Here is a 16268-nt window from a genome sequence, read left to right as displayed (position 1 = left end):
TCTAATATCTATGAATTATTCTAACCAGCACACAGACATGAGTGTTTTTGAAAATCTTGAATCATCCGTACGCAGTTACAGCAGAAGTTTTCCGACGATTTTTGAAAGAGCCAAAGGGCACGAATTGTGGGATGTGAATGGAAATTCCTACATCGACTTTTTTGCAGGTGCCGGAGCTCTGAATTATGGTCATAATCATCCGGATATGCAGGAGAGGTTGATTGAATACATTCAGAGTGATGGGCTTTTGCACAGCCTCGATATGGCGACAGGGCCACGTGCCGAGTTTCTGCAAACCTTCCATGATGTAATTTTAGAACCGAGGGGGATGGACTATAAAGTCATGTTCCCGGGTCCGACCGGTACGAACACCGTCGAAAGTGCTCTTAAAATAGCAAGAAAAGTTACCGGACGCGAAAAAGTGGTAACATTTACAAACGCTTTTCACGGCATGACAATCGGTGCACTTTCTGTGACAGGGAACGCATTCAAGCGTCACGGTGCCGGGATCCCACTTACTTACAGTATGGCTATGCCATATGATGACTATATGGACGGTTTCGACTCGTTGAATTATTTGGAAAGAATGATTGAGGATGATGGCAGTGGGATCGATCTGCCTGCCGCTGTGATTTTGGAAACCGTCCAGGGTGAAGGAGGAATCAACGCGGCCAGTTTCGAATGGCTGAAAAAAGTGGAAGAACTGTGCCAACGCCATGGTATCTTCTTGATCATCGATGATGTCCAGGCGGGATGTGGTCGTACCGGGACATTTTTCAGTTTTGAAAAGGCAGGAATCAGTCCAGATGTCATCTGCCTGTCCAAATCGATCAGTGGCAGCGGGTTGCCTATGGCTATTACATTGATTAAACCTGATTACGATCAGTGGGGGCCAGGTGAACATAACGGTACCTTCCGTGGCAATAACTTAGCTTTTGTTACTGCATCAGAAGCATTGAAATACTGGAAATCTGAAGAATTCAGTATATCCATACAGAAGAAAAGCGATATCTTCCAAAAACGTCTGCATGAATTTGTGGAGTCATATCCTGAATTAGAAGGAGAAGTACGCGGGCGCGGGTTGATGCTGGGAATCGCCAGTGAAAAACCAGGACTTTCTGGTCAAATAGCTGAAAAGGCTTTCGCAGGAGGACTGATTGTCGAAACTTCTGGACCAGACGACGAAGTCCTGAAATTTCTCCCACCGCTGATTATTGATGAAGAAGCCATTACAAAAGGACTCAACATTATAGAAGATAGTATTAAAGCTGTATTAGGCAAGGAGGAAGCAAAAGTATGAAGGTGACCAAACTAGAAGATTTACTAGGTACAGATCGAGAAGTAAAGGATGATAATTGGGCCAGTCGAAGATTCCTTTTGCAAGGAGACAAGGTAGGATTCAGTCTTCATGATACGGTGCTTTATGCTGGGACTGAAACGTATATTTGGTATAAGAACCATATCGAAGCAGTTTATTGTATTGAAGGCGAAGCAGAAATTGAAACAGTGGATGATGGTAAGAAATATCAAATCAAGCCAGGGACTATGTACTGCCTGGATGGTCATGAAAAGCATTACCTGCGGGCAATAACTGACTTCCGTGTCGTTTGTGTCTTTAATCCGGCACTAGTCGGAGATGAAATACACGATGAAGATGGTGTATATAAGCTGCCGGAAGAAAGTAAATAAGCAAAGCAAAGAGGGCTTCCGATAAACAGGGAGTCCCTCTTTTTTTTAGGCAAACTTGAAGGTTAAAGTTTCCCTGGGTGGTAAGTATGTATACCTACGCTTTTTGCTGCTGCGGCGATAAAACTCATTTACGCCGATAAAATCCGTAATTACCGAACCTCCCTTTACATATGCAAAACTGAATAAATCCAATCGAATGCATTCCTAAAACTTATCGAATTCCAATTTATTGAAACTTTTCATGATGTTTTCCGTATGGATAGTAAAAGAAAGGGAGTGGCACAAGTGTGGACATATTTATGGGTGGTTGTATTAATCGCCGGGCTTTTTTTCTTATTCAATTGGTTGATGGGCTACAGAAAAGGTCATATGCAAATAGATTTTGATGAGCGGTTTAGGAATCATAAAGAGTATGTGTTAGCGATTCAGAAAGAACTTGAAAATAAAGGGCACAAAGTCAGTTATGAGGGCAATTATAAATTTTACATAGATGGCAGATCTTATGTGTTTATCGAAAGAAATGTGAACATGGGAGGGGGCCCTTTGCAACGGACTATCTTGAAACCTGTGAAATGGTGATATGGATGGACACCCCCGTTTCGAACCTTGACCTCACTTGAAGTGGGGAGGGAAGTCTGTAAATGAAAAGAAGCTATCCCCTTCATACTTCCATCCTTCGAAAATTTTAACTGTATAACGTTATACACGAATCTTAGAACATCGGATGTCTCAAAAGGCTCAATATGAATATGGATGGTAATAATAATTATATGATGGGTTTCTGTAAGGCAAAGTTGGTTGAGAATAGGGATATGGATAGTTGGTTTGTTTTTGATTGGCTTGCGCCTGGTTATTTGAACAGGACGGTCCAATATAAGTACTTGGCTGTACAGGGGCTGTCGTTTTGATCCATTCCTTCTCATCCATACAATAGGTATGAGCCATTACCTGAGACGGGGTGAACTTCAAGATATCGGATCCTAATATTACTTCTGGTGTAGGGGCATCAAAGATAGCTAGTAAATGAGTGTTGTCTTCGGTCGCTTCTTCATAATGCCACCAGCCTTGAGGAACATTGGCTACTTGCCCCGGGGTAATGGTAAAGTTGAGGATTTCTTTTGTGAAGGGGTTCAACGTAGACACTACAGCTGATCCTGATATGCAATAGACGAGCTCGGCAGCATTTTGGTGATAATGGGGTTCAACGACATTATGCTTGCTAAGGTAGATATCAAGAAGGGAGGAATTCTCAAGAGTATTCAACTGGCTTACGCCCAAGATGTTGATTAAGTTTTGGTCATCTTTTTTGAACAGGGTGCTTCCATTGAGGTCAAAAGCAAACTGAGCTTGAGGGGAAGTGTAGTCCATATATTTTGTCATCCTTCTCACCGTCACTTTCATATTTGATACATATTCACTATTATACATTTATATGGATAAGTGGGTGAATTGTGATTATTAAAAGTGCTTGAAGGAATATGGGAGTGTCTGGTACACATTTTATTCATCTTCCTGTCGGAGTTATTCGGTTCCTATATTAAGCATAAGGAGATGGATCGATGGATCAAGTCCTTTTGTTCGGCGTGCTGTTGACTTTATTTTCATCATTGACCATCAAAAAATTGAAAGAAGAGACGAATGTCCAAATGTTCTTTCACATTTCATCCCTCATCATTGGTCTTTTATTATTGATTCTCTTTTCCATTCAATTTTCTACATTTCTAGAATAGCTTTTTTTCAACGAAGTGGTTTCAATCCTGCATAATCGTGCAGGAAATATCGGATGCTTCTCAGGATTCCCTGCTATTCTTTTGTAGAAGGGAGGTTTTGCCGATGGATTCGCTTAAAAGAATGAACGAATCTTTAAATTATATTGAGCAGAATTTGACGGAGGAAATTGATTATAAAAAAGTAGCCTTGATCGCACAGTGCTCAGAATATCATTTCAAGCGTATGTTCTCTTTCCTTGCAGGGGTTTCTCTTTCGGAATATATTCGGCGCAGACGATTGAGTTGTGCAGCCCTGGAATTAAGGAAAAGCAAGGAACGGATCCTTGATATTGCACTTAAATATGGGTATCAATCAGCAGATGCTTTCACGAGAGCTTTTCAAGGTTTACATGGAATTACTCCGTCAGCAGCTCGGGAGAATAGTCACTCGTTAAAAGCTTTTCCACGCATGACCTTCCACTTAACCATTGAAGGAGGAAGCGAAATGAATTATCGCATGGAAGAGAAAGAGCCGTTTCGGATTATCGGAATCAAGAAAAGAGTACCGATCATATTTGATGGGGTGAACCCGGATATTGCCGACATGTGGAAATCGTTAAGTGAGGATAAGATCGAGCGCTTGAAAGCTCTTTCGAATATAGAACCGGAAGGATTGATCAGTGCGTCCACGAACTTTTCAGAAGGACGCATGGAGGAAAAAGGAGAGCTGGATCATTATATTGGGGCAGCATCCACAAAAGATTGTCCCGACGATTTCACCATGCTGGAGGTGCCTGCATCGACCTGGGCTATATTCGAAGCCATCGGTCCATTCCCGGATGCGCTTCAGGAAGTATGGGGGAAGATTTACTCGGAATGGTTCCCGACTTCAAATTATGAGCAGGTTGCAGGTCCTGAAATTCTTTGGAATGAAAATAATGAAGTGCATTCAGAGAAGTTCAGAAGTGAAATTTGGATTCCGGTCCGGAAAAAATAATACCTTATCCAAAGCCATGTAAAAGGAGGCGCTTATTTTTTAAGCGCCTCCTTTCATCACTTATTCATAATTTCTGCAACAATTTCATAAGAACGTAAACGAGCGTCATGATCGTAAATCTGGGAAATGACCATCATTTCGTCTGCTTGTGTATCCATTTGGAATTTCTCGAGCTTTTCACGGACGGTGTCAACGCTCCCGATAATGGAGGCTCCTAATTGCTGCTGAAGTGCCGCTTCCTCCTGTGTTGTCCAGACCTCATCCATATCATCGACAGGCGGCTGCAGTAATTTGTTCGTATTCCGTACAAGGTTAAGGAATTGCTGTTGGAGTGAGGTGGCTAACCGTTGCGCCTCCTCGTCAGTATCCGCTGCAATCACGTTTACACCAACCATCACATAAGGCTCGTCCAAAGTTTCAGACGGCTGGAAGCTCTGGCGGTATAACCGAAGAGCACCATGAGTATTGTTCGGTGAAAAGTGGCTGGCAAAGGAGAATGGTAAACCGAGCTGTCCAGCGAGTTGAGCGCTGAAACCGCTTGATCCTAACAACCATATCGGAACATTCAACCCTTCTCCTGGAATCGCTCTGATCCGGCTGTCTCCAGTAAAATATCCGCGCAGCTCATCAAGTTGTTCTGGAAAATTATCCGGATTGCTGTTTCCGTTTCGTCTCAGTGCCTGCGCGGTCAGCTGGTCTGTCCCTGGTGCGCGTCCGAGTCCGAGATCGACCCGGTCGGGGAAAAGTGTTTCTAATGTGCCGAATTGTTCCGCAACTATCAGTGGTGCATGGTTTGGAAGCATCACTCCGCCTGAACCGACGCGAATAGTTGATGTATGATGTAACACGTGACTGATGGCAATCGATGTGGCGGAGCTTGCGATAAATGGCATGTTGTGATGTTCAGCCATCCAGTAGCGCGTAAAACCCCATTCCTCCACATGCTTTGCCAAGTCTATCGTATTACGAAAAGAATCCACAGGCGTGCCTCCTTCAATGACAGGGGCAAGGTCCAAAACGGAAAACTTCGTATCCTTCAAAGGTATATCTCTCATGATTTCATCCTCATTTCTTTACAAAATTCATATTTTGTCTATCTTATCAATTTTGTTTCGTGTCTCAAAATATTTTGTTCGTAATGATAGTTTGAAACTTCAGAGGTCTATTTACGTCTAATTTGGTGAGAGGAGCATGTCTATGCGACAACTTTATTCAGTCCTTGTATCTCTTGTATTCTTTTTATCTGCCTTTCTTCTATGGCCGAATGTCACACTGGCTACTTCCTGGGAGTATCCGTTCGTCGTCTGGGATGGGTATATTTATGTGATCACAGATGAGTATGTAGAAGAAGTAAATGAACCAGTCGGCAAGGTAACGCGATATTCAGAGATGCACCAAGACACGGGAAACTTTTCAAATTTCTATAAAAAAGGAACCACCTATTTTTCTATCGTAAAAACGGACACGGATGAAGCCATTGCTATTGAAGAGTCAGAGGACCTTTATCGGAAGGCAATTAGAGAAAAGCCTTATACATATGAAGGGGGAGGAGGGGATAATTCGAATTGGAATAACTTCCTGGGGGACACTCATGAGGAAACCAAGGAAGAAAGGCATCTAATTGGCTGGTCGATCCTATTAGGCGTTCTTTTAGCAATTATGGGACTTGGTGGGTACTACCTGTTCAGCAAAAGAAGGGGAAATTCAGCAAAGTAATCGAAGTGCAGATGCTTACCATGATAAATTGAAAAGAATCATCAAGATGAAAGGAGGAAACGGCCGATTTGCTGGATAAACTGAAATCTATTTTTTCGAAAAGGCAATGCACCATCTGCAGACAACAAGCAAAAGCTCCTCAACCTTATTATAACGACAAAGGTGAACGGGTATTTGTATGTAAGAAATGTGTACCTTATGCGGAGCGACGGGCGGGCGATGAGGAAAGGAAAAACATGAAAGGATAGCCTGTGTAAAAACTTCATCCTCATTATTCCACAAGTCAATGATATAATAATAGTATAGTTTCCTACTAAAGCTGTCGCTTATCACAGTCTTTATAATGCCAAAGAAGACCTCATCTAAAATTCCATCCCGTTCTTTCAAAAATCCTTTGTCTCTTGTGCAAACCATCCATATTTCAGTAGAGTGCTGTTACATGAAGTCTGGTTACTTATACTTTTCATTTCGAAGGAGGCATGCGATGGACAACATTAAAGAAACGGTCCTAGAGGTGATTTTGTCGATCCTGCCCATAACTGTTGTGATTACGATTTTGCAATTCACCCTGGTCTGGCTCCCTCTCGAGATGTTTCTCCAATTTTTAATTGGAGTACTGATGGTGGGAATCGGTCTGATTCTTTTTTTGCTAGGTGTGAACATCGGTTTACTCCCAGTTGGTGAGATGATCGGTTCGGCTTTATCCAAAACGAAAATGGTCTGGCTGATTGTATTCTTCGGATTTTTATTGGGTCTTGTGGTAACGATAGCAGAGCCGGATGTTAGAGTCCTCGCCTCGCAGGTAGACCAAGTTTCCAGTGGAGCGATCCCCCGAGATATTTTAATTATAGCTGTTGCTTTAGGGGTGGGGATCTTTGTAGCGATCGCTATGCTCAGAATCATTTTCAACATTAATATCATCTATATATTGGCTGTCGGTTACAGCCTTGTTTTTTTACTTGCTGCGTTCACACCTTCCCATTTTGTGCCGATCTCATTTGATTCAGGTGGGGTGACGACAGGTCCGTTGACCGTTCCTTTCATCTTATCTTTAGGAGTAGGGGTAGTCACAGTCATGAAGGGAAAAACCTCAACAAGCGATGGATTCGGTCTTGTCGCCCTTGCCTCCATCGGCCCGATTTTATCTGTACTCATCTTAGGGGTGATTTACGGGTGAAGATTACAACCTTTGAAGGTTTTGGACATGTGTTTCTGGATGTCGCCACCGCTTTGATTCCCCTGCTATTTCTATTTCTCATTTTTCAGATCATCTTTCTTAAACTCCCGCTAAAAAAGTTGCAAGACATCGGAGTCGGTTTCCTTTTGACATTCCTTGGTCTTGCTTTTTTCTTACAAGGCGTACACATCGGCTTTCTTCCTATAGGGGAAATGATGGGGCAGAAGCTTGGCGCCATCGATTATATTTGGTTGTTAGTTCCTATTGGTTTCGTGCTCGGATTCGTAGCCATCTACGCAGAACCAGCAGTCAGTGTTTTGACCCATCAGGTTGAAAAAGTCTCCGGGGGTTACATTCCTCAAAAAGTGCTGCTTTACACACTGAGTATAGGAGTGGGGCTATCCATCGCTTTATCAATGGTACGGATCATTCTCGGAATCCCTATTTGGTATTTTGTGGTCCCAGGCTACATTATTGCTCTGATTATAGTAAAATATTCGACGAAAACGTTTACTTCTATCGCCTTCGATTCGGGAGGGGTGGCCACGGGACCGATGACAGCGACTTTCATATTAGCCTTGTTTGTAGGCATTGCATCAGTTACAGATGGACGTGATCCTCTTCTTGATGGCTTCGGTATGGTGGCTCTTGTCGCTTTGTCCCCCATTTTATCAGTCCTCACCTTAGGGATAATTTATAGACGGAAGGAGCAGGAGCAATATGAAAAAGACCAAATCCGGACAAAAGCTCATAGTAACGATCGTTAAAAAAGAAAAAGCGAAAAAAGTTGTTCATGCCTCTACATTAGCTGGGGCGCAAGGCGGAACCACTTTTTTTGGTAAAGGATTTCGGATCAATGAGAAGAAAAGGTTCTTGGGTATTCCAGTTGAACGGGAGAGGGAAGTCATATTGACTCTTGTCTCTGATTCCATCTACCACAAGGTAATGAATGCCATCATAGAATCTGTGAAGCTGAATAAACCACAGCATGGGATCGGGTTTGTCATAGATACGAAAAGAATCAGTGGTATATCGCATATGCTCGGCTTAGGGATTGAAAACGAAGAATATAGTAATGAAAGTGAGATGAAGCAAATGGACATCCAAAAGTTTTCCTATGATTTGATTGTAACGATTGTGAATAAAGGAGATTCTGATAAAGTTGTCGATGCTTCGAAGAGTGCAGGAGCGGAAGGTGGAACGATTATTTCAGGACGGGGGACAGGTATCCACGAGAAAGCTAAGCTGTTCAACATCCTCATTGAACCTGAAAAAGAGGTAATATTGACGCTGATTATTAAAGAAAAAACGGAAGCGGTTTTAAAAGCTATCGAAAGCGGAGCCGGTCTGGATCAACCGGGTAAAGGGATTGCATTCGTACTGGATGTCGACCAGACAGTGGGGATCAATCACCTGTTAAATTCACAAGTCAGTGACGAAATGAAATGACCGATCATAAGGAATATGAGTTAGGGGGCAAGGTTAAGAAACTCGGAAGCTTTTGTTCCCGAGCTTTCGTTAGTTGCCTTAAACAATGGTGATGAATTGATCGGACATATCCTATTGACGAAAGTGACTATTGGCAAAGGTCATAAAACGCAATCTCTCGCCCTTGCCCCCTTTCTGCGCTTCCTCAATACCAGAAGCAGGGAATCGGTAAGGACCTTATCGACAAAGCGATAGAAAAGGCGAGGGAACTTGGCTATACTTCTGTCATCGTGCTTGGACACCCTGAATATTATCCTGAGTTCGGTTTCAAGCTAGCTTCTAGTTTCGAAATTGAAGCACCACTAGAAGCTTTTAGGGCCTTAGAGATTTATGAAGGTTCCCTGCATAATGTTTCGGGAATAGTCAAGTATCCACCCGAATTCATGTAGGTGGCGCACCCCGCTTATACTTAAGGTAAGCTCTTCAGAAAAATCAAAAATAGTGACACCATTAGCAATAAAGAAAGATGGAAGTTTGTGATCTACTTCCATCTTTTTTATGTTCTATAGATTTTTTGAGTGTTTCGGGTCTGCTGATTTAGTACCTGCACCTTCAGAATCATACATCTCCTTCAGAGCGGCCGGGTCTTCTTTCTCTATTTCACCATTTGATTTCCTTCTTCTCTTGCGTTCAAAGAAGATGGAAAGGACGATCAAGCCAGCTGCAATCAAAAGCAATAGCCATATCATGAGGAAGCCCTCCCTAAGATTTATTGGCTTACATTAATACTATTCCCGAAACTCTACCTTTTATCTCTATATGTCAAAAAAAAGACCTTTTGGACCACTTCGTGTAAAAATTGTCATGTCACTGTTATGCTTGGTCGCTACAAAATGAGCGCCCATACACTCTTTTGGCAGTACACATACCCTACGAGGAATGCATTGAAAGGGGCGACCGATTTTGGATCGAGTTTATCATCACGGTCACGGTACTTACATTCCAGGCTACGGGTATCACCACGGTCATGGTACTTATGTTCCTGGCTATGGATACCATCATGGACAAGGGACATATTCCCCAGGCTACGGGGGATACCATCATGGTCAAAGTGGTTATTATCCAGGATATGGGGGATATCACCAGGGGCACAGTGGTTACTCTCCTGTGTATGGCGGTTTTCATTATGGACATGGGGAGTATTACGGTTAAGATTAAACGAAAAGGGAACTTCTAAAATCAGGAGTTCTCTTTACTGTTAACTCTTCTTTCTCTGGAAAAGGACTGAATATGTTACGATTATGATATCTAATCATACTAAAATAATTGCAATTTTAGAGTATGGGTCTAATAATAGATATAGATAGTACATAATAAAACAGAATTTTGATGAAACAAATAACTAATCAGTACAGGAGAGATACATATGGCTTCCCAATCAGAAATGAAACTTTTTACATTAAACTCCCATGAACCCCTTGCCCAGGAAATCTCTGATATTTTAGATGTTCCTCTAGGGGAAAGTTCTGTAGTCCGATTTAGTGATGGCGAAATACAAATCAATATTGAGGAAAGTGTGAGAGGTGATGACATTTACGTTGTTCAATCGACTTCCCAGCCTGTGAATGAACACGTGATGGAGTTGTTGATCATGGTGGATGCACTGAAAAGAGCATCTCCTAAAACCATTAATGTCGTCATTCCATATTATGGATACGCACGTCAAGACCGTAAAGCTCGTTCGCGAGAGCCAATCACTGCCAAATTAATCGCTAACTTACTTGAAAAGGCGGGGGCTGCCAGGGTGATCACTTTGGATTTACATGCACCGCAAATACAGGGCTTCTTTGACATTCCTGTCGATCAGTTGATGGGGATTCCTATTCTAGGTCAACATTATAAAGAGAAAAACATGGAAAACCTGGTCGTCGTCGCCCCTGATACCAGTGGTCTTACCCGTGTAAGGAAAATGGCCAACATTTTAAATGTTCCAATCGCGTTTATCGACAAACGCAGACCTGAACCGAATGTGCCTGAGGTTAAAAATGTAGTCGGGTCAGTTAAAGGGAAAAACGTCATAATCGTGGATGACATGATCGATACAGCAGAAACCGTAACCCAGGCAGCTGATATCCTTAAGGAAAACGGTGTGAATGATATCTATGCTTGCGGCACGCATGCAGTTTTATCCGACCCTGCTATCAACAAAATCGATCGTTCTCCTATTAAAGAGTTAGTAATAACAAACTCAATTTTCCAACCTGAAAATAAACAGCTGGATAAAATTACAACGCTTTCAGTTGCGCCTCTGCTGGCGGATGCTTTAGTTAGAGTTCAAAATGAGCATTCCGTAAGTGAATTGTTTGATTAAAATCTTCAGTGAATCATTCCGAAATTGATTACCATGGGATAAAATATTGAAAAACCCTTAGAAACAAACGTTTCTTACAGGGATAAGTGAGCATCTCTTTCTTAAGGGATGCTTTTTTATTGTTAATAAAACTCTTGTCCAGTGATCCCTTTGCTATGACAAAAAGAAGATCTGTTCAGTATTGGACGCCAAAAGTGTTTAATTGGATACTTGTAGTGTTTTTAAAAAACGGCTATAGGGAAAAGGGGTGGTAATAATGTTTTAAATGGAGGGAAAGACAATGAATAAAGAACCGAAGGTTAATTATCACATTACTGACTTTAAAGATTTTAATCGAGTTTGTTTGGAAAACAAGGGCCTTGCCTTTCCAGAGCTGGAGAAAGTCTTGGAGGATTATATATTAAGTCAGCCAAGGGAAACGATGGAATTCAAGGAGTGCTGGATAGAGGATGAACAGGTGGTAGAAGGTGAGATAAGAAAAGTTCAAGTGAATTTCTTTGATCATAATATGGGAAGTTACATACGCCTCTGGGGATCTAAAAATAATGATAATGATCAAGTTTTAAATATGAAAGTGGATGCAATTGATTTAGAAACCAAGGAAATTGTATATGAACGTCAATTATCCTGACGTTCCAAAAGAGGAACCTCCTGATATGGGAGGTTCTTTTTTGGGGGATAACCTGACAGGGAATAGCAAACGAAGACAGGTTTTTATGGTAAAGTGTTGGTACAATGATAGGCAAGGGAGTGAACGAGATGAATTGGGTACAGACGATGCAGCAAGCGATCGATTATATGGAAAATCATTTATTAGATGATCTTACTATTGAGGAGATTGCTGCTTCAGGTTGTACTTCTCCTTTTCATTTCCAAAGGATATTCAGCCTTCTTACTGATACGACAGTGGCGGAATATCTCAGAAGAAGAAGACTGACACTTGCCGCCTCGGAGCTGAATACGACGAAATGTAAAATCATCGATCTTGCCTGCAAGTATGGATACGAGACTCCCGAGTCTTTTTCACGAGCGTTCAGGAACCAGCACGGAATTTCACCACGAGAAGCAAGAAACAACCAGGGAAAAGTGACAGCTTATAACAGACTGGTCATTCAGGTGAACTTGAAAGGAGCGGAACCGATGCAATATGAAATTATCGAGAGAGAAGCATTTGAAACGGTCGGAATAAAGAAAGAACTTTCATGTGTAAATGGAGAAAATTTAACAGCCATCCCTCAAATGTGGAAAGAAGTGAATACTGATGGTACAGATCAGGTTCTGATTGAACAAAACAATGGGCAGGTAAATGGAATCTTAGGTATTTGTATGGATAAAAGTCATCTTAAGCCCAATTACATTGATTATTGGATTGCAGTCGCCCACGAAGGAAAGTACCCGGAACAGCTGGAAAAATTAGAAATCCCTGCAGCAAAATGGGCGGTTTTTCCTGTCCATGGGGCAATGCCCGATGCCATTCAAAAGGTTTGGAAAGAAATCTATTCGGAATGGTTTCCATCCAGTGGTTATGAAAATGCAGGTGGTCCAGAGTTGGAAGTCTATCCGGAGGGTGATCCCGAAAGAGACGACTATTATTGTGAAATCTGGATTCCCGTTAAGTAAAGAGAATGATAGGTATGGCGTTTTGTTAGACAGAGGGGAAGCATAACTCAAAAAGGGTTGTGCTTTTCTTCTGACTAATAAGGATTTTTATACCATATAAATAATATTATAGAAATCAATAAATGCTATTACGTATAAGTCTCCTATTTCACTTACAACAGTTCCAAGGGATTAGGCTTATCATGTCAACCTGAGAGTAATCAGGGCAGACGGATGGCGCAAAGGATACTTCAAAAACTATTACAAGTCTATAAAGAAGAGAGTATTATTGATTATTTGCGGGGATGGTGGCAATGTACCAACAGACATTATGTTTTATAAAAATAAATAATGAAATACTCAGGCTGAATAGGAATTCCTCCCCTTTAAAAGGTCTTTGGAACGGAATAGGGGGTAAATTGGAAAGGGATGAAACTCCGATACAATGTGTTCAGCTAGAAGTGAAAGAAGAAACAACTCTTGATATTCCAGCGGTGCAATTTCAGTATAAAGGAATAATATATTGGATGGTCGATGATCTGTACGAAGGGGGATTATATGCATTTTCAGTTGATTTTCCAGAAGGCATTTCGTTTCCTACACCGAGGAAGACAGAAGAAGGTATTCTAGAGTGGAAGAGAATTGAATGGTTGTTCGAAAAGGATAACCTGGGGGTAGGAGAGATGATACCCTATTATTTTCCTGAACTATTATGTCAGGAAGAGCCATTAGTAAATAAATGTTATATCCGTAACAAGGTACTTTTCAATTATACCTATTCATTATTGAAAGGAGTGGAAGAATGAACAGGTGGTGTGGTGCTTCCGCTGTTTGTTTCAACGACCAAAATGAACTGTTGATGGTCCTTCAAGGGAAACCAGAAGAAGAAAAAAAGTGGACAATCCCCTCTGGTGGAATTGAGAGATTTGAATCCTTTGAAGAATGTTGTAAGCGTGAAGTTTCAGAAGAGATAGGGTATATCGTCGAAGTCATTGAGAAAATAAAAGTGAAAGAAGGTACACATGAAGAAGCAGGAATCGAATACGAGGTTCACTATTTTTCTGTGCGTGCAATCGGAGGCGAGATGAGAATCCAGGACCCAGATGAGCTGATTCATGAAATTAAATGGGTTTCAAAAGATGAGTTAGAAGAGTTGAATTTATCTTTCCCTGAGGATCTGGATTTTTTGGCTTTACTGATGTGGGACAGGTTATATGATTATAAGGTTTAACAGAAGGAATAGAAATAAGGATTGACAGAACAATCTGATAGCAGTAATATATTCTTAATTTAATAAAAAGGCATGGATAGAAGCGAGTAGTGTGGATTTCCCTGTTTCAGAGAGTCGGTGGATGCTGTGAACCGATACAAAAATCCAGATGAATTACTTTCTTGAGCTTCTTCTGCGAAAACGATCAGTGATTAGCAGAAGACGGTAAATCCGTTATCTTTTTGAGTGGAGAGTGAGCCTTGCTTACTTTTAACTTGGGTGGTAACGCGTGAGAAAGACACGTCCCAACGATGGGATGTGTCTTTTTTATTTGTTCAAATGAAAACAGGAAAGTAATCAGGAGGTAGAAAAATGGTGGATTGGAATCAATTGAGCAAACAAGAGCAGACAGAAGTGGAACGTCAATACAAGGTGTTATCATATGGAGTCGATACAATTCTTCCACAAGATGAATTTAAGAAAAAGCTTGCTACATCCATAAAGGAAAAACGCCCATTGAAAGTGAAGCTTGGTCTTGACCCGACAGCACCGGATGTCCATATCGGTCATACGGTTGTTTTGAATAAATTAAAACAGTTCCAGGAATTCGGGCATACCATCCAATTAATCATTGGAAACTTTACAGGAAAGATCGGGGATCCGACTGGAAAAGATGCAGCTAGAAAAGCATTGACAGATGAAGAAGTGAAGCATAATGCCCAAACCTACTTCGATCAGTTCGGAAAAGTCATCGACATGGATGCGGTTGAACTTCATTATAATGCAGAATGGCTCTCAAAAATCGATTTTGCAGAAGTCCTCCGACTTGCAAGTCATGTAACAGTTGCACGCATGCTTGAAAGGAATGATTTTCACAATCGATACACAGATAACAAACCAATCTACTTGCATGAGTTTTTTTACCCTGTCATGCAGGGATACGATTCTTACGCGCTTGAGTCAGATATCGAGCTTGGGGGAACAGATCAAGAGTTCAATGTGTTATTCGGCCGCCAAATACAAGAACAATTCGGGAAAGAGAAGCAGGTCGTACTGCTTCTTCCATTGATTGAGGGACTTGATGGAGTAGAGAAAATGTCCAAATCCAAAGGGAACTATATCGGTATTGATGAAAGTCCTGGTGACATCTTTGGAAAAACGATGTCTATCCCTGATGAGCTTATCGTCAAATACTTCCGTCTTGCCTCTAACTTGAAAATCGAAGAAGTGGCAAAGATTCAAGCAGACTTAGAAGACGGGGGATTTCATCCGAAAGATGCCAAGATGCGTCTTGCTTATTCTTTTGTGGAGATGCTACACGACCAAGAGACAGCGGATCGAAGCAAGGAGAACTTTTTGAATGTTTTTCAGAAAAATAAGATGCCTGGTGAACTTCCTGAAGTATGGTGGGAGAAGCAAGAAGAAGTGCCAGTCATAGATCTGGTGAAAGATCTTGGCTTACTTCCTTCCAAAGGTGAGGTCAGGAGGATGATCAAGAACGGCGGTATTCGTATCAATCAAGAGAAAGTCGATGATCCTTCCCTTATAGTTTCGGTCGTGGATGGACTGGTCGTTCAAGTAGGAAAAAGAAAGTTTGTGAAGCTGAGAATTCAATGAAATCAGCTGTTCATTTCCTCTTGAACTTATATTTGTAAACTCAATAGGATGAAATTGGACATCATCTATTCTCATATCCCTTGTTCTCTTTTCTTCTTCTAACCATTCAAACTTAAGTTTTGGATGGAGTTTAAAAAATGGATTTTCTCAATGGAGAAGGAAATCAATGAAAAAAACAGAAAAAAGTATGTGGAAGGGGGAGGATTTCAATGGAAAGTCCAATCTTGAATCAAGTCGGTACTATTTTCATTCCAGTACAGAATATTGAGAAAGCGCGGGATTGGTATGACGAATTGCTCGGGTTTTCGGTTAAAGGTGAAATTCAGTTCGGACATTTGTACGTTCTGCCTATGGAAGGAACGGGTGTTGTATTAGACAGCAAAATATATTCGCATGAAAAGGTTTTTCAAACACCAGCTTTTCATTTCAATACAGAAGACATTAGGGAAGCTCATCAATTTATGAAAGAAAAAGAGGTAGAACTGGTGTCAGAAATTCAACACAATCACTTTTTCAATTTCAAGGACCCTGATGGAAATCTCTTGATGATTTGTCAGTGTTAATTGATAGGCTGTGCTTTTTTAAGCAAGGAATTAAATATTAAAAAAACATACTAAGATTAGTGGGCAATGTCATCGACGGGTGACGTTACCCACTATTTCTTTTTTAAGATATAGTGAGAGGTGAAAGGAAGCCCGACCACAGCCTCAGGGATCGCGAATCCGTATAAAAAACCGGGCTTCTTCACTTTCATT

At 41.3% G+C, this 16268-nt stretch carries 21 protein-coding genes and 1 other annotated feature; of the genes, 18 read left to right on the top strand and 3 right to left on the bottom strand.

The window, feature by feature from the left end; translation table 11 throughout:
- The first annotated feature begins 10 nt into the window (after window positions 1–10).
- The 3 genes from ectB (at window position 11) to ACTWPX_RS21150 (ending at window position 2268) form a co-directional block, all read left to right on the top strand.
- The gene (gene ectB / locus ACTWPX_RS21160) at window positions 11–1300 is read left to right on the top strand and encodes a diaminobutyrate--2-oxoglutarate transaminase (RefSeq protein WP_443121408.1); all 1290 of its coding nucleotides are present in this window, start codon (window positions 11–13) and stop codon (window positions 1298–1300) included.
- Entirely contained in the window at window positions 1297–1689 is a 393-nt protein-coding gene (locus ACTWPX_RS21155; protein ID WP_128526584.1) for an ectoine synthase, read from the top strand. The genes ectB and ACTWPX_RS21155 overlap by 4 nt, the downstream gene beginning before the upstream one ends.
- Window positions 1690–1974: 285 nt before the next feature.
- Window positions 1975–2268: a hypothetical protein gene (locus ACTWPX_RS21150; protein ID WP_443121407.1), complete on the top strand. Its 294-nt coding sequence runs from the start codon at window positions 1975–1977 to the stop codon at window positions 2266–2268.
- 159 nt (window positions 2269–2427) lie between these two features.
- Here ACTWPX_RS21150 and ACTWPX_RS21145 read toward each other — a convergent pair whose 3' ends face one another.
- A complete protein-coding gene (locus tag ACTWPX_RS21145) occupies window positions 2428–3069 on the bottom strand; it encodes a cupin domain-containing protein (protein WP_443121406.1) in 642 nt (213 codons plus the stop codon).
- A gap of 179 nt (window positions 3070–3248) precedes the next feature.
- Here ACTWPX_RS21145 and ACTWPX_RS21140 point away from each other — a divergent pair, with 179 nt between their 5' ends.
- On the top strand, window positions 3249–3419 hold the full coding sequence (locus tag ACTWPX_RS21140; RefSeq protein ID WP_443121405.1) for a hypothetical protein: 171 nt from the start codon (window positions 3249–3251) through the stop codon (window positions 3417–3419).
- 103 nt (window positions 3420–3522) lie between these two features.
- Window positions 3523–4395: an AraC family transcriptional regulator gene (locus ACTWPX_RS21135; RefSeq protein WP_443121404.1), complete on the top strand. Its 873-nt coding sequence runs from the start codon at window positions 3523–3525 to the stop codon at window positions 4393–4395.
- A gap of 56 nt (window positions 4396–4451) precedes the next feature.
- Here the strand turns inward: ACTWPX_RS21135 and ACTWPX_RS21130 are convergent, their stop codons facing one another.
- Window positions 4452–5450, bottom strand: coding sequence for an LLM class flavin-dependent oxidoreductase (locus tag ACTWPX_RS21130; RefSeq protein WP_443121403.1), 999 nt, complete (start codon window positions 5448–5450; stop codon window positions 4452–4454).
- Window positions 5451–5592: 142 nt separating this feature from the next.
- On the opposite strand from ACTWPX_RS21130, the gene ACTWPX_RS21125 reads away from it, so the two are divergent.
- The 5 genes from ACTWPX_RS21125 (at window position 5593) to ACTWPX_RS21105 (ending at window position 9165) form a co-directional block, all read left to right on the top strand.
- Window positions 5593–6111, top strand: a complete 519-nt coding sequence (locus tag ACTWPX_RS21125) for a hypothetical protein (protein ID WP_443121402.1) — start codon at window positions 5593–5595, stop codon at window positions 6109–6111.
- Window positions 6112–6595: 484 nt separating this feature from the next.
- Window positions 6596–7288: a DUF1538 domain-containing protein gene (locus tag ACTWPX_RS21120; protein ID WP_443121401.1), complete on the top strand. Its 693-nt coding sequence runs from the start codon at window positions 6596–6598 to the stop codon at window positions 7286–7288.
- The gene (locus tag ACTWPX_RS21115; RefSeq protein ID WP_443121400.1) at window positions 7285–8055 is read left to right on the top strand and encodes a DUF1538 domain-containing protein; all 771 of its coding nucleotides are present in this window, start codon (window positions 7285–7287) and stop codon (window positions 8053–8055) included. Before ACTWPX_RS21120 ends, ACTWPX_RS21115 begins: the two co-directional genes overlap by 4 nt.
- On the top strand, window positions 8009–8737 hold the full coding sequence (locus ACTWPX_RS21110) for a P-II family nitrogen regulator (RefSeq protein WP_128526593.1): 729 nt from the start codon (window positions 8009–8011) through the stop codon (window positions 8735–8737). The genes ACTWPX_RS21115 and ACTWPX_RS21110 overlap by 47 nt, the downstream gene beginning before the upstream one ends.
- 152 nt (window positions 8738–8889) lie before the next feature.
- Complete coding sequence (locus ACTWPX_RS21105; RefSeq protein ID WP_443121436.1) at window positions 8890–9165, top strand: GNAT family N-acetyltransferase; 276 nt, start codon at window positions 8890–8892, stop codon at window positions 9163–9165.
- Window positions 9166–9279: 114 nt separating this feature from the next.
- Here ACTWPX_RS21105 and ACTWPX_RS21100 read toward each other — a convergent pair whose 3' ends face one another.
- Window positions 9280–9465 carry a hypothetical protein gene (locus tag ACTWPX_RS21100; protein ID WP_443121399.1) on the bottom strand — a complete coding sequence of 62 codons (186 nt, stop codon included), beginning with the start codon at window positions 9463–9465 and terminating at the stop codon, window positions 9280–9282.
- 214 nt (window positions 9466–9679) lie between these two features.
- Here ACTWPX_RS21100 and ACTWPX_RS21095 point away from each other — a divergent pair, with 214 nt between their 5' ends.
- From ACTWPX_RS21095 to ACTWPX_RS21060, 8 genes are all read left to right on the top strand, one after another.
- Window positions 9680–9928: a hypothetical protein gene (locus ACTWPX_RS21095; RefSeq protein ID WP_443121398.1), complete on the top strand. Its 249-nt coding sequence runs from the start codon at window positions 9680–9682 to the stop codon at window positions 9926–9928.
- 214 nt (window positions 9929–10142) lie between these two features.
- Window positions 10143–11087: a ribose-phosphate diphosphokinase gene (locus tag ACTWPX_RS21090; protein ID WP_128526597.1), complete on the top strand. Its 945-nt coding sequence runs from the start codon at window positions 10143–10145 to the stop codon at window positions 11085–11087.
- 280 nt (window positions 11088–11367) lie between these two features.
- A complete protein-coding gene (locus tag ACTWPX_RS21085; protein WP_443121397.1) occupies window positions 11368–11718 on the top strand; it encodes a hypothetical protein in 351 nt (116 codons plus the stop codon).
- Between the two features lie 128 nt (window positions 11719–11846).
- Window positions 11847–12707, top strand: a complete 861-nt coding sequence (locus ACTWPX_RS21080) for an AraC family transcriptional regulator (RefSeq protein WP_443121396.1) — start codon at window positions 11847–11849, stop codon at window positions 12705–12707.
- 284 nt (window positions 12708–12991) lie between these two features.
- Window positions 12992–13492, top strand: coding sequence for an NUDIX hydrolase (locus ACTWPX_RS21075; protein ID WP_443121395.1), 501 nt, complete (start codon window positions 12992–12994; stop codon window positions 13490–13492).
- Window positions 13489–13917 carry an NUDIX hydrolase gene (locus ACTWPX_RS21070; protein ID WP_443121394.1) on the top strand — a complete coding sequence of 143 codons (429 nt, stop codon included), beginning with the start codon at window positions 13489–13491 and terminating at the stop codon, window positions 13915–13917. Before ACTWPX_RS21075 ends, ACTWPX_RS21070 begins: the two co-directional genes overlap by 4 nt.
- Before the next feature lie 64 nt (window positions 13918–13981).
- Window positions 13982–14207: a binding site (T-box leader), on the top strand.
- 61 nt (window positions 14208–14268) lie between these two features.
- The gene (gene tyrS, locus ACTWPX_RS21065) at window positions 14269–15513 is read left to right on the top strand and encodes a tyrosine--tRNA ligase (RefSeq protein WP_443121393.1); all 1245 of its coding nucleotides are present in this window, start codon (window positions 14269–14271) and stop codon (window positions 15511–15513) included.
- A 209-nt stretch (window positions 15514–15722) separates the two neighbouring features.
- The gene (locus ACTWPX_RS21060; RefSeq protein ID WP_443121392.1) at window positions 15723–16076 is read left to right on the top strand and encodes a VOC family protein; all 354 of its coding nucleotides are present in this window, start codon (window positions 15723–15725) and stop codon (window positions 16074–16076) included.
- Window positions 16077–16268: the final 192 nt, after the last annotated feature.

The sequence above is a fragment of the Halobacillus sp. H74 genome (assembly GCF_052246715.1).
Classification (GTDB): domain Bacteria; phylum Bacillota; class Bacilli; order Bacillales; family Halobacillaceae; genus Halobacillus; species Halobacillus litoralis_A.
This window is presented reverse-complemented; position numbering and strand designations above follow the sequence as displayed.